This window comes from Paenibacillus lautus (assembly GCF_050482385.1).
Taxonomy (GTDB): Bacteria; Bacillota; Bacilli; order Paenibacillales; family Paenibacillaceae; genus Paenibacillus_AQ; species Paenibacillus_AQ lautus_B.
The window spans coordinates 529964-552277 of sequence record NZ_JBCNHV010000010.1 but is presented as its reverse complement, the minus strand read 5'-3'; the positions used below and the strand labels follow the sequence as shown (position 1 = coordinate 552277).

Here is a 22314-nt window from a genome sequence, read left to right as displayed (position 1 = left end):
TGATGGACTTTCAATTGCTGTTATTGACAATCGGTGTAGCGTTTGTGCTTGCGGTGATATCGGCTCCGCTGCTCATTCCGCTGCTGCGGCGGATGAAGTTCGGCCAGCAGGTCAGAAGTGACGGTCCGCAGAGCCACTTGAAAAAAGCCGGGACGCCCACGATGGGCGGCGTTGTGATTTTGCTTGCTTTTACACTGACTTATATTAAATTTTCGCCTGTCGATACCGATTTCTATGTAATGATCGTAGCCACGCTCGGTTTCGGCTTGATCGGCTTTCTTGACGACTATATTAAGATCGTATTTCGCAGATCATTAGGACTCACGGCTAGACAGAAGCTGTTTGGACAGCTTCTGTTTTCCGGTATTATGTGCTGGTTGTTGATCTCCAACGGTCATAGCACGGCAATAAGCGTTCCAGGAATGGATTGGTCCTTTGATTGGGGGCCGTGGTTCTATTATCCGTTTATCGTAGTCATGATGCTTGCGATCAGCAACGCGGTCAATTTCACCGATGGATTGGATGGTCTTCTGTCCGGTGTGAGTGCAATTGCCTTTGGTGCTTATGCCATTGTGGCGATCCAGTCTACCTCGTTTGCGGCGGCATTCTGTGCAGCAGCGATGATCGGTGCGGTTCTCGGTTTTCTGGTATTTAACGCTCACCCTGCCAAGGTGTTCATGGGAGACACGGGCTCTTTAGGAATCGGCGGCGCCATTGGCGCCATTGCGATCGTAACCAAGAGCGAGCTGCTGTTCCTGATCATTGGCGGAGTTTTCGTCATCGAGATGCTATCTGTTGTGCTTCAGGTGATCTCCTTCAAAACCCGGGGCAAACGAATATTCAAAATGAGCCCGATCCATCACCATTACGAATTATCCGGGTGGTCGGAGTGGCGCGTCGTCTTTACATTTTGGGCCGTGGGACTGATACTTGCGGGACTCGGACTTTATATCAACAAGGGGTTGTAACATATGAAGCAGCTAGATGATTATCGGGATAAGCATATCGTAGTATTGGGCCTTGCCAAAAGTGGAGTACAGGTAGCTAAAGTGCTGCATCAAGCTGGGGCCTTCGTCATTGTAAATGATAGAAAGGAAAGAGAACAGTGTCCTGAAGCTTCGGAGCTCGAGGCTTTGGGTATTTCTGTTATTTGCGGTGGACATCCCGATGATCTTATTCATCCCGGTGTGACGCTTCTTGTCAAAAATCCCGGAATTCCGTATTCCGTCCCGCCTGTTCAAAAAGCGCTTGAGCTTGAGATTCCTATCGTGACCGAAGTTGAAATCGCCTATCACCTGTGTGAAGCTCCGATCATCGGCATTACGGGCTCGAATGGCAAAACAACGACGACAACCTGGGTGGGCAAGCTGTTGGAAAGCGCAGCTCTTTCCCCGATTGTAGCCGGTAATATCGGCACGCCTCTATCCGAGGCTGCAGCAGAAGCAACTGAAAACGACTGGATGGTCGTTGAGCTGAGCAGCTTTCAGTTAAAAGGAACACAGGCGTTCAGACCGCGTATTGCCTGCCTTCTCAACGTTGCGGAAACGCATCTTGATTACCATGGCGGAATGGATGATTATATTACATCCAAAGCTAAGCTGTTCGCCAACCAGACTGCGGATGATACCGCTGTGCTCAATTGGGATGATCCCGTGTGCAGAAACCTTGTTCCGTATATCAAGGCGCGCATCGTGCCTTTTTCGATGAGTGAGAGCCTTCGTGAAGGGGTTCACGTCATGCCGCCATATGCTGCCGGTGCCCAGGACTCGGACGAAGACGATCAAGGGCGTACCGTGATTTATACAGATGGCGAAGGGTTTACGCATGAGATCATCCGTGTGGAGAACATCGGACTGCCCGGAAGATTTAATGTAGCGAATGCATTGGCAGCCTGTGCAATCGCCATAGCGGCCGGCGTTGCCCCCGATAAGCTGGAAGAAGCTTTGTCCAACTTCCGCAGCGTTGAGCACCGCCTGGAGTATGTTGCCGAAATTCAGGGCGTATCCTATTACAATAACTCGAAGGCAACGAACTCCAAGGCGACGCACATGGCGTTGACTTCGTTTAAGGAGCCTATCGTATTAATCGCTGGCGGGCTTGATCGTGGGTCGGATTACGAGGAATTGATTCCGTCCATGCAAGGAAGGGTGAAAGCCATCGTGCTTCTTGGCGAAACCAAGGAGAAAATCGCGAATGCTGCTGCTAAAGCCGGATTAAAGGACATCTTCCTCGTCGATAATGGAAAGGACGCCGCCGCGACTTTGACCTCGGCTGTCCAGAAGGCTGCCGGGCTGGCAGAGAGCGGGGATATTGTTCTACTATCTCCCGCATGTGCGAGCTGGGACATGTTTCCTTCCTTTGAGGTACGAGGACGCATTTTTAAAGAGGCGGTGCATAACCTTTAAGTAGGGGGGTGGATAAGCCCCTACTTAGGATGTACGAGGTGGCCTTTCCATGAACAAGAACCGCCAGGCGCCCGATCTGTGGCTGCTTATCTGTATTTTGGCCCTGCTGGCCATCGGAATCGTCATGGTATACAGCGCAGGATCCGTCCTCGCATTTCATGACTATGGCGATAAGTTTTATTTTGTGAAGCGTCAGCTGTTTTTTGCCTGTTTGGGGCTTGCTGCCATGTATTTCACATCGAAGACCGACTATCGGGTTTGGAAAAAATACAGCAAGCTTGCACTGCTGGTCTGCTTTTTTATGCTGATTATCGTACTTATTCCAGGGGTCGGTGTTGTACGCGGCGGGGCCAGAAGCTGGCTCGGCATCAGCTCGTTCGGTATTCAGCCCTCCGAGTTTATGAAGCTGGGGATGATTCTGTTTCTATCACGCTGGCTTAGTAAGCAAGATTATGATATTACGTCTTTTACCAAGGGGCTTTTGCCGCCGCTTGGTTTGATCGGACTGGCATTCGGATTGATTATGCTGCAGCCTGATTTGGGTACGGGTGCTGTTATGCTGGGTGCTGCGATGATGATCGTTTTTACCGCAGGGGCACAGATGAAGCATCTGGGCTTTCTCGCATTAGGCGGGGTAGCCGGTTTCATTGGCTTGATTCTGACAGCCCCCTACCGGCTGAAGCGGATAACCGGATTTCTCGATCCATGGTCCGACCCGCTTGGCACAGGCTATCAGATCATCCAATCCCTCTATGCTATAGGGCCGGGCGGACTTGGTGGACTCGGACTTGGCATGAGCCGTCAGAAGTACGCTTATGTACCTGAACCGCAGACAGATTTTATTTTTTCGATCTTGGCCGAAGAGCTTGGGTTCATTGGCGGTTTGATTGTACTGCTCTTGTTCGCTGCCTTGGTGTGGCGGGGCATGAGGGTGGCCATGACCGTAACTGATGGCTTTGGAAGTCTGCTGGCTGTTGGTATCGTAGGCATGGTCGCCATACAGGTCGTTATCAATATCGGTGTCGTTATCGGTTTAATGCCGGTGACAGGGATAACGCTGCCGCTTATCAGTTACGGTGGCAGCTCACTGACGCTGATGCTGACGGCGCTGGGCATTTTATTAAATATTTCCCGTTATGCGAGGTGAAGGGTATGCGTGTCGTATTGACCGGCGGCGGAACGGGGGGGCATATTTACCCCGCCGTTGCCATTGCAAGACAATGTGAAAAGGAAGATCCGAAAACGGAGTTTTTATATATTGGAGGCCAGCGAGGCCTCGAAAGCAAGCTGGTCCCTCAGGAGAAGCTGCCGTTTGAGAGCATCGATATCACGGGGTTCCGGCGCAAGCTGTCGCTGGATAACGTGAAGACAATCATGCGTTTTTTCAAAGGCGTGAAGCGATCGAAGGCCCTCTTGAAGGAGTTTAAACCCGATGTCGTGATCGGTACCGGAGGTTATGTGTGCGGTCCGGTGGTTTATGCAGCAGCCAAGCTCGGAATACCGACCATGATTCATGAGCAGAATGCGATCCCGGGGCTCACCAACCAGTTCCTCAGCCGATATGCGGATACGGTTGCCGTCAGCTTTGAGGGATCGGAGTCGTCTTTTCCTAAAGCCAAAAGAACGGTATATACAGGAAATCCACGTGCGACAACGGTATTATCCGCCAATCGTGAACGTGGATTTGCTACGCTCGGCATTCCGATGGACAGCCAGGTCGTACTGATCGTCGGCGGAAGCCGGGGAGCCAAGGCGATCAATAACGCAATGATCGGGATGGCGCCGTTTATACAGGAGCTGTCAGGCGTACATTTTGTGTTTGTTACGGGCGATACTTATTTTGAGAACACACGGGAATCCATCCTGTCGCAGCTCGGTACTATGCCGAATCATCTTCATATCGTGCCTTACGTTCATAATATGCCGGAAGTGCTTGCGGCTACTTCGTTGATTGTAAATCGTGCTGGAGCTTCATTCCTGGCGGAGATTACATCGCTGGGCATTCCTTCCGTACTTATACCTTCACCTAACGTCACCAATAACCATCAGGAGGCGAATGCGAGGCAATTGGAGGAAGCGGGCGCATCCAGCATGATTCTTGAAAAGGATTTGACGGCTGAAACGCTGTTTCGAAAGCTTGAGGAGATCATGACCAGTCGCTCTACCAGAGAGGCGATGTCTGCGGCTTCGAAAAAGCTCGGCAAACCGGATTCGGCTACCGTCATGGTTCAAGAAATCCGCCGGTTAACCGGCAAACGCTAAAACGGCTGGGCGATTGTCACACACCTATGGAGCCTGACATAAGATACTCTATAATCGTGACACACCCATGAGGCCGGCATTACTGACAGCGGCCATCTCTTCATCTAGTTGAAGGAATGGCCTTTTGGTTTTGAAAGTCAAGGGGAGGTTTATTTAAAATGCAGCAGTGGAAATCGCTACTATCAGAGGCCAATGTCGGAACCGTATTATGGAATGAACCGCTGGCAAAATACACGACGTGGAAAATAGGCGGACCAGCCGATTGCCTGATTATTCCTGAGAACAAGGAACAACTAAGGGAACTGGTCACTCTTCTCCATGCCCATCACATACCTTGGACACAACTGGGCCGCGGTTCAAACATGTTGGTTGCCGATAAAGGCATTCGGGGAGCGGTCATCAAGCTGGGCCAGGGATTTGAGGAGCTTCATTTTGAAGGAGAGACGGTAACTGCAGGCGGCAGTCTGTCTTTTGTCAAGCTCAGTGTTCTGGCCGGAAAAGAAGGATTATCCGGTCTTGAATTTGCCGGAGGCATTCCTGGATCGGTCGGAGGGGCCGTCTACATGAATGCAGGTGCCCATGGGTCAGATGTGTCACGCATATTCAAGTCCGCTGACATTGTACTGGAAACAGGGGAATTGGTTACGTATGCTGCGAAAGATATGGCGTTTGATTACCGACACTCCATTCTGCATGATCGAAAAGGGATTGTGACTGAAGCGGTATTTGGGCTCCGTCAAGGAGACCGCAAAGAAATTTCAGCTGTTATGGCCTCCTACAAGGACCGTCGCCGGCGTACACAGCCGCTCCAATCCGCAACGGCAGGCAGTGTATTTCGCAACCCGCCAGGCGACCATGCCGCAAGGTTGATCGAGGCTGCCGGTCTTAAGGGCCTACGGATCGGGGGAGCAGAAGTTTCTTTACAGCATGCCAATTTCATTGAGAACACCGGTCAAGCGACAGCAGAGGACGTGCTCGCTTTGATGGAACGCATCAAGGAAACCATCTCGGAAAAGAACGGAATTCATATGGTGCCTGAGGTGTACGTTCTGGGCGAGCGGTAAACTCGGAGGTGATACATTGGACAAATTGGTGATTGAGGGTGGAAGGCCCCTATCAGGAACCATTCGTATCCATGGCGCAAAAAATGCAGCTTTACCTATTCTAGCAGCTAGTCTTCTGGCAGAAGGGACTGTCAGATTAAGCAATGTCCCGCACCTGCTGGATATTGAAGTGATGCTGAGCATTCTCAGCCGTCTTGGCTCCAAATGCAAGCATGAGCTGGAGACGGTGACCGTGGATACCTCGTCTGCCAATTCGTTTCATGTCCCGGAAGATTTAATGAAGCAGATGCGATCCTCCATCTTTTTGATGGGACCTCTGCTGGCCCGTTTTGGTGAAGTGACCATCTATCAACCTGGGGGCTGCGCGATCGGAGAACGGAAGATCGACCTCCACCTTCAGGGATTGCAGGCGCTTGGTGCGGAAATTGAGGAGAGTAACGATAAGATCCATTGCAGGGCAAGCCGGCTGATCGGAACGGATATTCATCTGGATTTTGCCAGCGTAGGGGCAACGGAGAATATCATGATGGCAGCAGCAACGGCGCTTGGCACAACGGTGCTCACCAATGCCGCCAGGGAGCCTGAAATTCAGGACCTTCAGCATTTCCTGAACAAGATGGGAGCGAACATTATCGGCGCAGGAACGGATACCATCACGATCCATGGCGTGGAGCGTCTGGAGTCTTGCGAGTATGAGATTATACCGGATCGGATCGTAGCCGGCACCGTCATGATCGCAGCGGCCGTCACCCGCGGTAGTGTAACGCTTACAAAGACCAATCCATCTCATTTAACTTCCCTTATACATGTGCTAAAGCGCGCCGGTGTTCAAACCAGTATATGCAATGATATAATAAACATAAGCTGTATGAGCCGTCCTAAAGCGGTGGAACGTATTGTGACTTCACCGTATCCTTCGTTCCCGACTGATTTGCAATCCCAGGTCATGGTCTTGTTGTCCTTGGCGGACGGATTTAGTGTGATGAAAGAGACGGTATTCGAAGGACGGTTCAAGCATGTGGAGGAACTCTCCCGTATGGGGGCGGACATTTCCACGGATCTGAACTATGCGTTTATACGCGGGGTTCAGAGAATTTATGGAGCTACTGTGGAGGCAACCGATCTTCGGGCTGGAGCGGCGCTCGTCATTGCCGGTTTGGCCGCGCAGGGAACAACCGTGGTGGAGCAAGTTCACCATATTGATCGCGGTTATGATCGTATTGAAAACATGTTCCAAGGTTTAGGCGCACGGATCTATCGTCAATCTCCGGTGCCCAAACCGCTTGATTTAGCCAATTGAGGTCCTGTGCTTCCCCTCCGTGAAAAGAGGGGATAACAGGTCTTTGTGGAGAGAGTGGATATGTCCAAGACACATATGCCTGTCCTTAAGCAGGACAAGCCCAAACCGAAAACAGCCAAAAAAATCATAGCGATACTTTTGCTGCTATTCGTAGCTCTGCTGACGATTCTATTTTTCCGGTCGTCAGTCAGCCAAGTTACCGAGATTCATTTTACAGGCAATACGTTTAATACAAATGAGCAGCTTATCAAGCAAAGCGGACTCCGCATCGGAGACCAGTACTTTGGAGTTGAGCCAAAAGATGTGCAGGAACGCCTGATGAAGCTGGGAACGATTAAGTCGGCTGAAGTGGTCAAGAGCTTTCCGGGCGAAGTCAGCATCGTGGTGACGGAGCATCCTACAGTGGCCTACGAGCTATCCGAAAGCGGGGAACTTCAAGCCATACTGGCCAGCGGTACTTCAGTTCCTGTTACAGCGAGCGGTATTGCCGTTGAGAAGCCGATTTTGACCAATTGGGCTCCGGACGATCCCAACAAGGCCGAGCTTAGCGAAGTGCTTGCGGAGATTTCGGGCAGCCTGACCTCCGATATCTCGGAAATTATGCCGTCACCGACGCTATCTTTTCCGGATCGGATCAAGATGTATACACGTTCCAAGTTCGAAGTCATCACTTCGGTTTCCTTGCTCCGTGACAAAGTAGAGTACCTGAACCAGGTAACCGAAATGGAGCGGCCAGGTGTGATTACGATGCTGGAAGCGGACTCTTATGTGCCGTTTGTAGAAGAAGTTGGAGAAGACGCGGAAGAAGGGCAATAACCCCCTACTCAGGGATTGGAATAAATGGTACAATCGAATGTATTGACAACTTGTTTAGACTCTTCTTTTTTGAATGACTTTTACGGCCTGTCATAGCAAATGTTGGCAGTAAAAAAAATGTTGAAAAAAGAGGGAAAGACCTGCGAGTGTTGAATAAGTAGAAATGTATTCTTTATTATCAAAATTAATTTGCTAAAAACAGGAGGTGCCAGGGCTTGAGCAACAATGACATCATTGTTAGTTTGGACATCGGTACATCCAAAGTTCGTGCTATTATTGGGGAAGTTAATAATGGAACCTTTAATATTATTGGAGTTGGATCTGCCGACTCGGAGGGAATTCGCAAAGGTGCAATTGTAGATATCGACCAGACCGTACAATCCATTCGCAGCGCTGTTGATCATGCGGAGCGTATGGTCGGTATTCAAATATCCGAAGTATATGTCGGCATTTCTGGAAATCATATCGGACTTCAATCCAGCCATGGAGTTGTGGCAGTATCGAACGAGGATCGCGAAATTGGTGAAGAGGACATCGACCGCGTACTGAAAGCAGCGGAAGTTGTGGCGCTTCCTCCGGATCGTGAAATTATCGATGTGGTTGCTAAACAGTTTGTAGTTGACGGTTTGGAAGGAATCTCTGATCCGCGAGGAATGATCGGCGTAAGGCTAGAAGTTGAAGCGACGATTATTACTGGCGCCAAAACGGCAATACATAACCTGTTACGTTGTGTGGAGAAATCAGGTCTGAAAGTGAAGGATCTGGTGCTGATTCCGCTTGGTGCCGGACAGCTATCCTTGTCCAAGGATGAGAAAACGATGGGTTCGGTGCTGGTTGACGTCGGGGCGGGTTCAACCACGTTGGCTGTGTTTGAGGGCGGCAGTATTGCCGCAACTTCGACGCTCCCGGTTGGTGGAGATTTCGTTACGAATGATATCGCTTATGGCCTGCGAACGCTGACGGATCAAGCAGAGAAGGTTAAGCTGAAGTACGGATGCGCGCTGATCGAGAGTGCCGCACACGAAGTAACGTTTAAAGTAACGAGAATTGGAAGCAATGTGGACAAGGAGTTCACCCAAGAAGATCTGGCAGCTATCATTGAACCTCGCGTTCAAGAAATTTTCCAATTGGTGCGCCAAGAAATTAAACGCTTGGGTTACAGTGAGCTTCCTGGTGGTTATATACTTACTGGGGGCACTATGTCCATGCCTGGTGTGCTGCAGGTGGCACAAAATGAGCTGGCGACTTCCGTACGGATTGCGGTTCCCGATTTCATCGGTGTTCGTGATCCGGGATACTGCAGCGGAGTCGGCATCCTCCATAATGCAATCCGGAACGTACGTGTACGCAATACAGGAGGAAGCAACAACAGCAGCGGAAATAGCAAGAAACCGGTGAACCGCGCTAAGCAGCAAAATCCTGTCGCAGCAACTCAGGAGACCAGCCAGAAGCCGGGATTTATTGAACGCTTGAAAAAGATGTTCAGCGAGTTTATATAGCGGATTCATTCGACTGTGGACGTGCCATCCACGCACATTGAGGGGGAGATGGATTAGATGTTGGAATTTGATTTTGAAATGGAGAGCTTAGCTCAAATAAAAGTAATCGGAGTCGGCGGCGGCGGAAGCAACGCTGTTAACCGAATGATTGAGAATGGTGTGCAGGGTGTTGAATTTATTACAGTCAATACGGATGCTCAGGCACTCCACCTTGCCAAATCCGAACATAAACTGCAAATCGGGGACAAGCTGACTCGCGGTCTTGGTGCCGGCGCCAATCCTGACGTAGGCAAGAAGGCTGCGGAAGAATCCCGCGATTTGATCATGAACACCCTGAAGGGTGCCGATATGGTATTCGTTACGGCCGGTATGGGTGGCGGTACAGGTACTGGAGCTGCGCCTGTCATCGCTGAAATTGCTAAGGAGTGCGGGGCATTAACGGTTGGGGTTGTCACTCGTCCGTTTACGTTCGAAGGACGCAAGCGTGCTTCCCAAGCGGAGCTTGGAATTGAAGCATTGAAAGAGAAAGTGGACACACTCATCGTCATTCCGAATGATCGCTTGCTGGAGATCGTGGATAAGAAGACACCGATGCTGGAAGCGTTCCGAGAAGCTGATAACGTATTGCGTCAGGCCGTTCAGGGCATTTCTGATCTGATCCAAGTGCCGGGTCTGATCAACCTTGACTTCGCCGACGTGAAGACCATTATGACAGAACGTGGTTCAGCTCTGATGGGTATTGGAGAAGCTACCGGTGAGAACCGTGCTTCTGAAGCTGCCCGCAAGGCAATCATGAGCCCGCTGCTTGAAACCTCTATCGAAGGTGCGCGCGGTGTGATCATGAACATTACGGGAGGAACCAATCTCTCCTTGTATGAAGTAAATGAAGCGGCCGAGATCGTAACTTCAGCTTCCGATCCGGAAGTGAACATGATCTTTGGTGCGATTATTGAGGAAAACATGAAGGATGAAATCAAGGTAACGGTTATCGCTACCGGCTTTGAAGGTAAGCCTTCTCCAATCCCTCCTGGACGTCGTCCTGCGCCTCAAGGGGAACAGCAGCAGCAGCAACAGCAGCCGGCAACGGACAAGAGTAATGTGAATCTGAAGCCGTTTGGCAATCAGAGCAGCAATGATCAGCTTGATATTCCTACTTTCCTTCGCAATCGTTCCCGCAATAATGATTAATATAAGTAAGCCTGGGCTTCGTCATCATGATGAAGACAGGCTTATTTTTGTATTCAAACCTCGCCATCTTCCTTTGCTTCCATTTGCAGGACTGTTCAGCTAATGCTGTCACACTTTCACGAATAAGAACACGCCAATGGGTAAATACCGTAGAATTTAAGGATATTCCCCAATCTTTCCATCCAAGATAGAGATTGCTGATAACGCCAAGTGGCTGCTCTTGGTTCGGTCTTTTAAAAACTGCCCTTCATCGACAAAAAAAGTCTATAAACCGCCCACAGGTTTAGACAGACTTTGAATTCTATTCTTCTTATACTAGTAACATCTCCCATTGCCCAGCAAACAACAGAAGGATAACCGAAGTGATTCTTCGACTAGGCAGGTGAACAACCTGGTTGTTTATATTGATCTCATATTTTTGGCAAACCTCGTCATTGACGGCATTTTGCTGGCTTTGACCGCTTGGATGCGCAGGGTTAGGCCAAGGTGGTGGAGACTTGCATTATCCTCTGTGGTAGGCGCACTGTATGTCGTCTTGATGTTTGTCCCGCAGCTGTCATTCTTGTTTACCTTTCTCATCAAATTTGGACTTTCGTTGATCATGTTATGGATCGCTTTCGGCTTTGCAAGTTTACAGAGTTATCTGCGGAATTTGGGAGCATTTTATATGGTGAATTTTGCCGCGGCCGGAGGCATTATTGGTGTTCATTACTTGGTCCAAAATTCGGGAGAACTGTTCAGCGGGATATGGTATACGACATCGGGAGGGCTATCGTTTGAATTGAAGGTGGGATTCTGGTTTGCGTGCATTACCTTTTTTGTAGTTGTATTCGCGTTTAAAGCCGTTCAGACCACGAAACGTAAAACCGAGAACCGGGAGGCCTTATTGGGAGAGGTGTCCGTATGGATCGGCAGCACCAAAATATCCTGTGTGGGGCTGCTGGATACAGGTAACCAATTGAGTGATCCCTTAACGCGCACACCGGTTATGGTGATGGAAGCAGCACTGTGGGAAGCCCACCTGCCCCAGGGATGGAGTAAACAGTTGATGGAGGGGGAACCGGACAAATTAATCATGGGGCTGGCGGCAGAGGAATTTGAATGGCAAGACCGTCTGCGGCTTGTTCCGTATCGCGGTGTTAACCGGGGGGCTGCCTTCATGCTTGCGCTAAAGCCCGACATGGTACGGATCGAACTGGGAGGATTTGAATATTCGGCATCCAAGGTGTTGATTGGTCTTGATGGCGGGACGCTCTCGGGTGACAGGGCATACAGGGCCATCATCCATCCGGCATTGACGGAAGGAGAAGGTACGCCGAAGATGAATGCACATTCTACCGAAAAGGACGCTTTATCGCTCAATGGGGGAACCGGTCCGGAATCAGGTGAAACCGAGAATGCAGGATGATAACGGTGAAGCCATTTTCATAGTGCTCGCGTGCTGCCGTCCTTGCGACGAACCGCGTGGATAAGTCTTTGAAAACCCTTATGACATTTCCAAACCATGCCGAACTAGAAGAATGAAAATAACGCTATGAAGTCAGTTATCCCTACGGGAAAACGTTTAGGAGGATAAGAGATGCCCGTTAAATGGAGATTAGCATTGCAGCTGCAGTATTATCGCGTACTTTTTTTGCTAGGCCTGAAGAGTCAGGAAATCTACTATATCGGAGGAAGCGAGGCGCTCCCGCCGCCGCTTACGAAAGAGGAAGAGGAGTTCTTGCTCAAGAAGCTGCCTACCGGGGATGCGGCCACCCGTGCCATGCTTATCGAACGTAACCTGCGTCTGGTTGTTTACATTGCCCGCAAGTTCGAGAACACCGGCATTAACATCGAGGATTTGGTATCGATTGGTGCCATCGGTTTGATTAAAGCGGTGAATACCTTTGACCCGGAGAAAAAAATCAAGCTGGCTACATACGCCTCGCGCTGCATTGAGAACGAAATTTTGATGTATTTGCGCCGGAATAACAAAACCCGCAGCGAGGTTTCTTTTGACGAACCGCTAAATATCGATTGGGACGGCAATGAATTGCTCTTGTCCGACGTATTGGGTACTGAGAATGACACCATCTACCGTAACATCGAGGAGCAGGTCGACCGGAAGCTGCTGCAAAAAGCACTCGATAAATTAAGCGACCGGGAACGTATGATTATGGAGCTTCGTTTTGGCCTTCAGGATGGCGAGGAAAAGACGCAAAAAGACGTGGCAGATCTGCTTGGAATCTCACAATCCTACATTTCCCGATTGGAGAAGAGAATTATTAAACGGCTCCGCAAAGAATTCAACAAGATGGTGTAACTGGAAATCGTAAGGAATAAAATAGCCCCCCTCGGAGATAATGTACAGTAATGTTTCTCCTTGGGAGGTTAGTCATCATGACGCGAAACAAAGTTGAAATTTGTGGTGTGGATACGTCAAAACTGCCTGTTCTGACGAATGTGGAAATGAGGGAACTGTTTCATAATCTGCAGCAGAACAATGAACGATCGGCTCGAGAAAAACTGGTGAATGGCAACTTGAGACTGGTGCTCAGCGTCATCCAAAGGTTTAACAATCGGGGAGAGTTTGTTGATGATCTGTTTCAGGTAGGCTGCATCGGATTGATGAAAGCCATCGACAATTTTGATTTATCGCAAAATGTTAAATTTTCCACTTATGCCGTACCGATGATTATCGGAGAAATACGTCGATACTTAAGGGACAATAACCCGATTCGCGTCTCCCGATCACTGCGTGATATTGCTTACAAGGCGCTTCAGGTCAGGGATCAGCTGACAAATGCGAACTCGCGTGAACCGACGATTTTTGAAATTTCCGAAGCGCTGAACGTGCCCAAGGAAGACGTTGTTTTTGCACTTGATGCTATTCAAGATCCCGTTTCGCTGTTTGAGCCGATTTATCATGATGGTGGCGATCCGATTTATGTGATGGATCAAATCAGTGATGATAAGAACAAAGATGTGTCCTGGATTGAGGAAATTGCCCTCCGGGAAGCGATGCACAAGCTCGGACAACGCGAGAAAATGATTTTATCCATGCGCTTTTATGAAGGCAAGACCCAGATGGAAGTTGCGGATGAAATCGGCATCTCCCAAGCTCAAGTGTCCCGCCTGGAGAAGTCAGCGATCAAGCAAATGCAGAAGCACGTCAAAACTTAAGAAGACCAGCAATCAAACGAAAGATAACGATCCCGTTGATGGGATCGTTTTTTTAATTTTAAATAAGCTATTTTGCCCAAGCGGCTCATATATTGAACAGAGGGATATGGATTGAAAACGGATGGACGGCTAACCTTCAAATACATCTAAGGTGTGATGTGCATGATACCTGATAATCAAATGGTGGGGAAAAAGATGAAAATTTCCGATTTTCAAACGAAGGATGTTATTAATATCATTGATGGCAAGCGGCTCGGACAGATCAGCGATCTGGAGCTCGACTTGCGGCAGGGCCGGATTGAAGCGATTGTGGTGCCGAGCTATGGCAAATTTATGGGGCTGTTCGGCGGCGGGAGCGACCTGATCATTCCGTGGCGGAATATCGTCAAGATTGGCTCGGATGTCGTCCTTGTCAAAATGGAGGAATTGCGAAGAACGCCCGATGAGCAGGAATCGGTGGAATACCTGGATCGGCCGGACCGGCGCTCCTTCTAAACAGACGATGGGTTAATGTGTCTCCGGCTCAGGTTTTCTGTTACACTGGTCATAGAGGTGGGATGCGAATGGAACCGTTTGTTAGGCAAGATCAGCAGACACCGAGTCTGTTTGTGCTCGAAAAATGGAGTGGGGGATTGGAAAATGCCGCACTCACGGCCGGTTTTACAGGCCGGCATGGCGGCGTTAGCCGGGCCCCCTATGACAGTTTGAATGTAGCCTTTCATGTCGGAGACGAGCCGGGTGACATTGTAGAGAACCGGAAACGGACGGCTGCGGCGCTTGGTTTTTCTCTGGAAGACTGGACCTGCGGTGAACAGGTCCATGATGTTCAGATTGGCGTGGTTCATAATAAGGACAGGGGCAGAGGGAGCTTGGACCGAGCCTCGGCTTTTCAAGATACGGATGGACTTGTGACCAATGTTCCCGGCGTTTTGTTGACGTCCTTCTACGCGGACTGCGTGCCGCTTTATTTTTGGGATCCGGTTACGGGGGCTGTCGGGTTGGCACACGCTGGCTGGAAGGGGACCGTTGGAAGCATCGCCGAGAAAATGGTCGACAGGATGGCTGTGGAATACGGAAGCTTGCCTCAGCACATTCACGCAGCGATTGGTCCTTCCATAGGCGAGTGCTGCTACGAGGTAGATGATCGGGTCATGGATCGTGTCCGCGATATCGGAATCGGGGAGTTTATAACCGAGGAAGTTACAAATTCTGCTGTTTATATCGACAAGGGACACGGGAAATACATGCTGAACTTGAAAGAAATAAACAGACACATTATGATTAAAGCAGGAATATTGGCGGAACATATCGAATGTACATCATGGTGTACAAGCTGCAATCACGATCTGTTCTTCTCTTATCGTAAAGATGGAGGGACTACAGGTCGTATGGCAAGTTGGATCGGGATGAGAAAGAGGTGAGTCGTCCCTTGAGCTTGAAGGAACGCATCGATCAAGTGGAACAGCGAATAACAGAGGCTTGCGGAAGAAGCGGCAGGGATCGGAATGATGTAAATATCATTGCGGTTACTAAATATGTCTCCTTGGATATGACAGCTTCGGTACTGGATCAGGGACTGCAGCATATCGGCGAGAATCGCTGGCAGGATGCCCAGGGAAAGTGGGAAGCTCTTGGAGATCGCGGCACATGGCATTTCATCGGTCATCTTCAGACCAATAAGGTCCGGGATGTCATTGATAAATTTCAATATATTCATTCGCTCGACCGCTTGTCCTTGGCCCATGAGCTGGAGAAGAGGGCTGCTGCGCTGAATCTGCAGGTATCCGCCTTTATGCAGGTCAATATCTCGGGCGAGGAATCCAAGTATGGCTTGCCTCCTGAGCAAGCAGCCGAGTTTTTGAAGGAAATCAACAGTCTTTCACACGTAAAGGTGGCCGGACTCATGACCATGGCTCCATACGAATCGTCGGCGGAGCAGACGCGTCCTGTATTTCGTGGTTTAAGACAACTAAGAGATGAGTTGAATGCACAGGCGCTTACGGCGGAGCCATTGACCGAATTGTCCATGGGCATGTCCAATGACTTTGAAGTAGCCATAGAGGAAGGGGCGACCTGGGTGCGTCTCGGCTCGATTTTAGTAGGGAAAGAGGAGGATTGACGATGGGCGTGATGAACCGGTTTATGAATTTCTTGGGACTGCAAGAGGAAGAAGAAGTTGTGGAACGCGAGGTTCTGGCCTCGCAGGAAGAGCCGGTGGAGGCAACGCCGTTTGATCATCGGAAGAACCAAAAGAGTGGCAATATTGTCAGCATTCATTCACAAAAGAACGTTAAAGTGGTATTAGTGGAGCCTCGTTCATATGATGAAGCACAGGAGATTGCAGATCATCTGCGCTCCTTCCGAACCGTTGTGGTCAACCTGCAGCGTGTGCGGAATGATCAAGCGCTGCGCATTATCGATTTTCTAAGCGGAACCGTGTATGCGCTTAGTGGCGGCATCTCAAAGGTGGGCGGGAATATCTTCCTATGCACGCCGGATACCGTGGAGATCCAAGGTTCGATCTCGGAGATTCTAGCGGACGAGCATGAATATAACAGAATGAGGTGATTTAGGCTTTGACCTACGAAATTTACAGTATCGTCGGAACGCTGTTCCAAATTTATTTTTATATGATCTTGGTCTACGTTTTAATGTCATGGCTTCCGAACGTGAGAGAAAGCTTTATCGGTGAACTGCTTGGCAAGTTAGTGGAGCCGTATCTAGCACCTTTTCGCCGTTTCATTCCGCCGATCATGGGTATGATCGATATTTCTCCGATCGTCGCACTGTTTGTGCTTCAACTGGCACAGCGCGGCGTGTACGCTATTCTCGGATATTTCCTGTAAGCAGGTGAATCAGCGATGAAACTGGACATCTACGATCATTTTCACAAGGATGAACGGGAATTTGTGGACCGAGCTTGGGAGTGGGTTGTCAATGCCGGACAATACCATGAAGCGAAACTGACGGATTTCCTGGACCCTCGGCAGCGATTCATTCTGGAATCGCTCGTGAATCGTCATCCAGATGTGCATGCTATGTTTGATGGTGGACATGCTGATGCAGAACGCGTGCGGGCGTTGATCGCTCCAGATTACCGAGCGCTTGAAGGCGAGGATTTCAAGATGAAGGTGCTCAGCATCGCTTCCGGAGATCAGAAGTTTCTGGAGCTGGAGCATGGCGATTATATGGGTTCGATATTGGGCCTTGGCATTAAAAGATCCAAGATCGGTGACATTCATGTGCTCGCGGACGGCTGTCATGCGGTCGTTGCCGACGATATTAGCTCGTTCCTCCATCTGAATCTCAGCCAGGTCCACCGGGTGCATGTGATGACGGAACTGCTGCCGCTGGACAAGCTTCAGGTTGCCCACACGAATTTTGAAACGATGGATATAACGGCATCTTCCATGAGACTCGACGGAATCGCCAGTGATGCATACCGAATCAGCCGTACGAAAATCGTGGTGCCAATCAAGGCTGGCCGATGCCGCGTGAACTGGAAAGTGGAAGAGGATCCATCCACGAATTTAAAAGAAGGCGATGTCGTTTCCATCCAAGGGTTTGGACGGTTTAAAGTTTTGGAGACAGGAAGCCTGACGAAAAAAGGGCGGTACCGTATCAAGGTTGGGAAATATGCCTGACCTTTGAAGGAATTGCCGTTTTTTTGTCGAATGAGTACAAAGTGTCATTCAAAATTACAATGGATTTACCGATAAATCGTAAATGACCGCTATTGTCTTCACGGACGGGTGGTTTGACTAACACAGCGGATGAACCGTCCTGTAAGGCCCATATATTTAGGAGGTGCACACCATGCCATTGACGCCGCTTGATATACATAACAAGGAATTTGCCCGTCGAATTCGGGGTTATGATGAGGACGAGGTCAACGAGTTTTTGGATCAGATTATTAAGGATTATGAAAGTGTGATCCGGGAGAACAAAGAGTTGGGTAACCAGCTTATGACGATGCAAGAAAGACTGGATCATTTTTCGAATATTGAGGAAACCTTGTCTAAGACCATCATTGTCGCTCAGGAGGCGGCGGATGAGCTGAAGAACAACGCGAAGAAGGAAGCTCAGCTGATCATTAAGGAATCCGAGAAGAATGCGGACCGGATCATTAACGATGCGCTAGGTAAATCCCGCAAAATCGCGCTTGAGGTTGAAGAGCTGAAAAAGCAGGCTTCCATCTACCGAACACGCTTCCGTTCCTTGGTTGAAGCACAGCTGGAGCTTTTGAAACAAGAGGGCTGGGAGACGCTGGAGAACCGCGAACCGAGTCTTGAACCAAAAGAGGTATACTAGACGGGTATCCGGTTGACTTTTCCCGCGAAAGAGTCTATAACTAATAACATATTGTTGATTCATACAAGAATTCGTTGATGGGAATAGTACGCGAAGGATCTGTCCCTCAGAGAGCCGGCAGTTGCTGAAAGCCCGGCGTTCAGACCAAGCAGAAGATCATCCCGGAGAAGTGAAGCTGAAGCGTTTAACCGCGTGCGTAAGCTGAACCGTCAGCCGAACGTTACATCGGACCTTGCCTATGATATACAGGCATGGACATTGAGGTGTCGCTTGCACAGGCTTTTTAATTGAAGTCGGTTAAGCGAAATTAGGGTGGTAACGCGAGAACAGGTTCTCGTCCCTTGGGGGATGAGGCCTTTTTTTATTTTCACAGAACTTTACGAAAAAGGGCGAGTTCAAAAAGGTCGGTTTTCAGCACCGAGAAGGTTGGATGAAGCTAGGGAGTGAGGAGCGGAGCGTACGTAGTTTGTACGTGAGCACCGGAAGGCCCGGCTGAATTCAAGATTCGATGCCGAGTTGCTTCTTGATTCACTTCGTGATCAAAATCGGACTTTTTGAACAACCTCGAAAAAGAGTGAAAGGAAGATCTGCATGAATAAAGTAGACGTCAAGGAGAAGGCGCGGGCAAGAGAGCTGCGTATCTTGAACAAATGGAACGAGGAGAATACGTTCAAGAAATCAATCGAACTGCGGGCCGGCAAGCCAAACTATGTATTCTACGAAGGTCCCCCAACCGCAAACGGCGCGCCCCATATCGGACACGTGCTCGGCCGGGTGATCAAAGATTTTGTGGGCCGCTATCAGACGATGAAAGGCTTCCATGTCGTTCGGAAAGCAGGCTGGGATACACACGGACTTCCGGTAGAGCTTGGCGTAGAGAAGCAGCTGGGCATCTCCGGCAAGCAGGAGATCGAGAATTATGGCGTTGAAGCTTTTATTAAAAAGTGTAAATCCAGCGTATTTGAATATGAGCATAAATGGCGCGAACTGACTGAAGCGATCGCGTATTGGACCGATCTGGATCATCCATACATCACGCTCGAGAACAACTATATCGAGAGCGTATGGAACATTTTGGCGACGATTCATGATAAAGGTCTTCTGTATCGCGGTCATCGCGTTAGCCCGTATTGCCCTTGCTGTCAGACCACGCTCAGCTCCCACGAAGTGGCTCAGGGTTATGAAGATGTTAAAGACCTGAGCGCAACGGCGAAGTTTAAGCTGCATGACAGCGGAGAGTATGTACTGGCATGGACGACGACGCCTTGGACGCTTCCATCTCACGTGGCGCTGGCCGTTAATCCAGATATGGATTATGCCCGTGTCGAGCAGGAGGATGGCATTTATATCGTGGCTAAGAATTTGGTAGAGGATGTCATGAAGGGCGACTTTACCGTTCTATCGACGCTGAAAGGTTCCGAACTGGTTGGAAAAACTTACGATCCTCCGTTCCCGTATGTACAAGCGGAGAAAGCGAATCTCATCGTCGGCGCATCCTTTGTTACCGATGCAAGCGGTACGGGGATTGTACACATGGCGCCTGCGCACGGTGAGGATGACTATCGCGTGTGCCGCGAGAATGGTATTAGCTTCGTGAGTGTCGTGAACGGCCAAGGCCGTTATACCGATGAAGTGACGGATTTTGCCGGACGCTTTGTCAAGGATTGCGATCTGGACATTGTGAAGGCATTGTCTGAAAAAGGACTTTTGTACAGCAAGGAGAAATACGAGCACAGCTATCCATTCTGCTGGCGCTGTAAATCCCCGCTGCTCTATTATGCAATGGAGAGCTGGTTTATCGAAACGACAGCCGTTAAGGATCAGTTGATCGCGAACAACAATGAGGTAACCTGGTATCCGGGCCATGTTCGTGACGGCCGCTTCGGTAAATTCCTTGAAGATCTGGTCGATTGGAACATCAGCCGAAACCGTTATTGGGGAACGCCACTCAATGTATGGGTCTGCGATTCTTGTGAAGGACAATTCTCGCCGCACAGCATCGCGGAGCTTCGCGCCAACGCGGTAGGTGAGGTAGCGGAGGATCTGGAGCTGCATAAACCTTATGTGGATGAAGTGAAAGTGAAATGCCCTCACTGTGAAGGCGGCGTGATGGAACGGACCTCGGAAGTCATCGACGTATGGTTTGACAGCGGCTCGATGCCGTATGCGCAATACCATTATCCGTTCGAGGACAAGGAGAAATTCGAACAGCAGTATCCAGCCGATATGATCTGCGAAGGGATCGACCAGACGCGCGGCTGGTTCTACAGCTTGCTGGCCGTATCGACGCTCTTCACGGGCAAAGCGCCTTATAAAGCGGTGATGGCCACAGGCCATATTCTTGATGAGAATGGACAGAAGATGTCCAAATCCAAAGGCAACGTCATCGATCCTTGGGAAATCATTGAAGAGTACGGCACGGATGCGTTCCGTTGGGCGCTGCTGGCTGACAGTGCGCCATGGAACAGCAAACGTTTCTCGAAGGGAATTGTAGGCGAAGCCAAATCTAAGGTTGTGGATACGCTGGTCAATACCCATGCATTTCTGACGCTGTATGCCGGTATTGACGGCTATGATCCGAAGAAGCACGAGTTCAAAGGATCGGACCATAAGCTGGACCGCTGGATTCTATCCCGCCTGAACAGCTTGATTCAAGTGGTTGACAAGGGATTGGCTGTGAATGATTTCCTGAATGCGGCAAAAGCAATCGAAGCTTATGTGGATGAGCTGAGCAACTGGTATATCCGCCGTTCGCGTGACCGTTTCTGGGGCAGCGGGCTCGGGGAAGATAAGCTGGCGGCTTACGGAACGCTTACACATGTGCTGCTGACCCTCTCCAAGCTGATGGCTCCATTTACGCCGATGCTGTCTGAAGATATTTTCGTGAATTTGGGCGGAGGAGAAAGCGTGCATCTGGCCGACTTCCCGCAAGCCGATGAAGCATTGATCGACAAGGCGCTTGAGCAGGACATGGAGACGGCAAGACAGATCGTAGAGCTTGCGCGCAACGTCCGCAACGAGACAGGGATCAAAACGCGTCAGCCGCTGTCTGAGCTGATTGTGTCCATGGATCGCGAGTTTGATCTCTCCGGTTATCAAGACATCATCAAGGATGAGATCAACGTCAAAGTGATTGAAGTGGAGACCAGCGATAGTGGTTTCGTTGATTTCACACTGAAAATGAACCTGAAGGTCGCAGGCAAGAAATACGGTAAAAATATCGGTTTCCTGCAAGGGTTCCTGAAAGGCATGAGCAGTGACGAGACCCGCAAGGTGGTGCAAACGGGCGGCGTGAATGTTACATCACCGGAAGGTGAAGAATTACAGATCACGTCCGAAGAGCTGCTGGTGGAGAAGAAGGCGAAGGAAGGCTTCGCATCTGCTTCAGGATATGGTTTAACCGTGGCGCTCAATACGGATATTACGCCAGAGCTGGAGCAAGAAGGCTGGGTTCGCGAAGTGGTGCGTGCCGTACAAGATACGCGTAAGAAGCTGGACCTTCCGATCGAGAAGCGAGTCAACTTGACTCTGGATACAGATGATGAGCTTAAAGCTGCAATCACCGCATTTGAAGAAGTGCTGCGCGAGAATGTCCTTGTTAGCGATTTGCAATTCGGACAACGCGAAGGCATGGAGCGGGTTGAGCTTGGCGGCAAAACCATTGGCATCCAAATCGCCTAAGTAATAAATATGGTTATACAACACTGCCCTTATCTATAAGGGGCAGTGTTTTTTTGTATTCAAATAAGTATCGGCTTTCGTCAGGGGGGCTCACGAACGAATGAGATTCTTCCAATAGATGCATAATAATCAGCGAAATCAAAAGTAATGATAAACAGGCTGCGAGCACACATGGCGATGTAGCTGCTCTTGATCTCATTCATTTGATGTCGATTAATTTAGGCAAAGGGGCGGTGGACATGGCGGAGAAGCCGGATGCTGGGGTGTCAACTGAACAAAAAAAGCCGTTGGAGGAAGACCGGGACCAATTGAGTGCCATACACCGCATGACCACGGACATCGCACAGCAGCTGGAGAAGTCCCGGATCGCGGAATACACCCAGCTGTTGAATCGGCCATGGAGGCTCATATGGACGAATCTGCTGGCCGGAACCGCCCGCGGGGTCGGAATCGCGATTGGCTTTACCTTTTTTGCGGCGACCATTATATATGTCTTGCAGGCGCTTGGCGCGTTGAACTTGCCAATTATCGGCGATTACATTGCGGATATTGTTCGGATCGTTCAGCGTCAGCTTGAACTATCGTAGTTTGTATGTAATGCCCGGCAGCACTGCATCCAATTTTAT

At 49.8% G+C, this 22314-nt stretch carries 21 protein-coding genes and 1 other annotated feature; all 21 genes read left to right on the top strand.

Annotation, left to right across the window (positions count from 1 at the left end; translation table 11 throughout):
- Nucleotides 1-2 precede the first annotated feature (2 nt).
- The 21 genes from mraY to ABEW73_RS13680 all read left to right on the top strand — a co-directional run bounded on the left by mraY (nt 3) and on the right by ABEW73_RS13680 (nt 22275).
- Nucleotides 3-968: a phospho-N-acetylmuramoyl-pentapeptide-transferase gene (gene mraY / locus ABEW73_RS13780; RefSeq protein WP_076320635.1), complete on the top strand. Its 966-nt coding sequence runs from the start codon at nt 3-5 to the stop codon at nt 966-968.
- A 3-nt stretch (nt 969-971) separates the two neighbouring features.
- The gene (gene murD, locus ABEW73_RS13775; RefSeq protein WP_430166940.1) at nt 972-2405 is read left to right on the top strand and encodes a UDP-N-acetylmuramoyl-L-alanine--D-glutamate ligase; all 1434 of its coding nucleotides are present in this window, start codon (nt 972-974) and stop codon (nt 2403-2405) included.
- 49 nt (nt 2406-2454) lie between these two features.
- A complete protein-coding gene (gene spoVE / locus ABEW73_RS13770; protein ID WP_430166938.1) occupies nt 2455-3552 on the top strand; it encodes a stage V sporulation protein E in 1098 nt (365 codons plus the stop codon).
- 5 nt (nt 3553-3557) lie between these two features.
- The gene (murG, locus tag ABEW73_RS13765; RefSeq protein ID WP_430166937.1) at nt 3558-4667 is read left to right on the top strand and encodes an undecaprenyldiphospho-muramoylpentapeptide beta-N-acetylglucosaminyltransferase; all 1110 of its coding nucleotides are present in this window, start codon (nt 3558-3560) and stop codon (nt 4665-4667) included.
- 158 nt (nt 4668-4825) lie between these two features.
- Entirely contained in the window at nt 4826-5731 is a 906-nt protein-coding gene (gene murB / locus ABEW73_RS13760) for a UDP-N-acetylmuramate dehydrogenase (protein ID WP_430166935.1), read from the top strand.
- 16 nt (nt 5732-5747) lie between these two features.
- Nucleotides 5748-7031: a UDP-N-acetylglucosamine 1-carboxyvinyltransferase gene (gene murA, locus ABEW73_RS13755; protein ID WP_430166933.1), complete on the top strand. Its 1284-nt coding sequence runs from the start codon at nt 5748-5750 to the stop codon at nt 7029-7031.
- A gap of 60 nt (nt 7032-7091) precedes the next feature.
- Nucleotides 7092-7847 (top strand): cell division protein FtsQ/DivIB, encoded by a 756-nt coding sequence (locus tag ABEW73_RS13750; protein ID WP_430166931.1) that lies wholly within the window; start codon nt 7092-7094, stop codon nt 7845-7847.
- 215 nt (nt 7848-8062) lie between these two features.
- Nucleotides 8063-9346, top strand: coding sequence for a cell division protein FtsA (ftsA, locus tag ABEW73_RS13745; RefSeq protein WP_076320641.1), 1284 nt, complete (start codon nt 8063-8065; stop codon nt 9344-9346).
- A 57-nt stretch (nt 9347-9403) separates the two neighbouring features.
- Nucleotides 9404-10534: a cell division protein FtsZ gene (ftsZ, locus tag ABEW73_RS13740; protein WP_430166929.1), complete on the top strand. Its 1131-nt coding sequence runs from the start codon at nt 9404-9406 to the stop codon at nt 10532-10534.
- Nucleotides 10535-10925: 391 nt separating this feature from the next.
- A complete protein-coding gene (spoIIGA, locus tag ABEW73_RS13735; protein WP_430167288.1) occupies nt 10926-11942 on the top strand; it encodes a sigma-E processing peptidase SpoIIGA in 1017 nt (338 codons plus the stop codon).
- Nucleotides 11943-12113: 171 nt separating this feature from the next.
- Complete coding sequence (gene sigE / locus ABEW73_RS13730; RefSeq protein WP_071222992.1) at nt 12114-12836, top strand: RNA polymerase sporulation sigma factor SigE; 723 nt, start codon at nt 12114-12116, stop codon at nt 12834-12836.
- A 77-nt stretch (nt 12837-12913) separates the two neighbouring features.
- Entirely contained in the window at nt 12914-13696 is a 783-nt protein-coding gene (gene sigG / locus ABEW73_RS13725; RefSeq protein WP_006209087.1) for an RNA polymerase sporulation sigma factor SigG, read from the top strand.
- A 162-nt stretch (nt 13697-13858) separates the two neighbouring features.
- Entirely contained in the window at nt 13859-14191 is a 333-nt protein-coding gene (locus ABEW73_RS13720) for a YlmC/YmxH family sporulation protein (RefSeq protein ID WP_427494074.1), read from the top strand.
- A gap of 68 nt (nt 14192-14259) precedes the next feature.
- Nucleotides 14260-15117: a peptidoglycan editing factor PgeF gene (pgeF, locus tag ABEW73_RS13715; RefSeq protein ID WP_430166927.1), complete on the top strand. Its 858-nt coding sequence runs from the start codon at nt 14260-14262 to the stop codon at nt 15115-15117.
- A gap of 8 nt (nt 15118-15125) precedes the next feature.
- Nucleotides 15126-15815 (top strand): YggS family pyridoxal phosphate-dependent enzyme, encoded by a 690-nt coding sequence (locus ABEW73_RS13710; RefSeq protein ID WP_430167286.1) that lies wholly within the window; start codon nt 15126-15128, stop codon nt 15813-15815.
- A 2-nt stretch (nt 15816-15817) separates the two neighbouring features.
- Complete coding sequence (locus ABEW73_RS13705) at nt 15818-16264, top strand: cell division protein SepF (RefSeq protein WP_009589651.1); 447 nt, start codon at nt 15818-15820, stop codon at nt 16262-16264.
- Between the two features lie 8 nt (nt 16265-16272).
- Entirely contained in the window at nt 16273-16542 is a 270-nt protein-coding gene (locus tag ABEW73_RS13700; protein ID WP_194541674.1) for a YggT family protein, read from the top strand.
- A gap of 15 nt (nt 16543-16557) precedes the next feature.
- The gene (locus tag ABEW73_RS13695) at nt 16558-17340 is read left to right on the top strand and encodes an RNA-binding protein (RefSeq protein ID WP_430166924.1); all 783 of its coding nucleotides are present in this window, start codon (nt 16558-16560) and stop codon (nt 17338-17340) included.
- 172 nt (nt 17341-17512) lie between these two features.
- Nucleotides 17513-18007: a DivIVA domain-containing protein gene (locus ABEW73_RS13690; protein ID WP_076320648.1), complete on the top strand. Its 495-nt coding sequence runs from the start codon at nt 17513-17515 to the stop codon at nt 18005-18007.
- Nucleotides 18008-18072: 65 nt separating this feature from the next.
- Nucleotides 18073-18352 (top strand) — a binding site (T-box leader).
- Between the two features lie 246 nt (nt 18353-18598).
- The gene (gene ileS / locus ABEW73_RS13685) at nt 18599-21688 is read left to right on the top strand and encodes an isoleucine--tRNA ligase (protein WP_430171235.1); all 3090 of its coding nucleotides are present in this window, start codon (nt 18599-18601) and stop codon (nt 21686-21688) included.
- 239 nt (nt 21689-21927) lie between these two features.
- On the top strand, nt 21928-22275 hold the full coding sequence (locus ABEW73_RS13680) for a DUF5665 domain-containing protein (RefSeq protein ID WP_430171233.1): 348 nt from the start codon (nt 21928-21930) through the stop codon (nt 22273-22275).
- Nucleotides 22276-22314 lie beyond the last annotated feature (39 nt).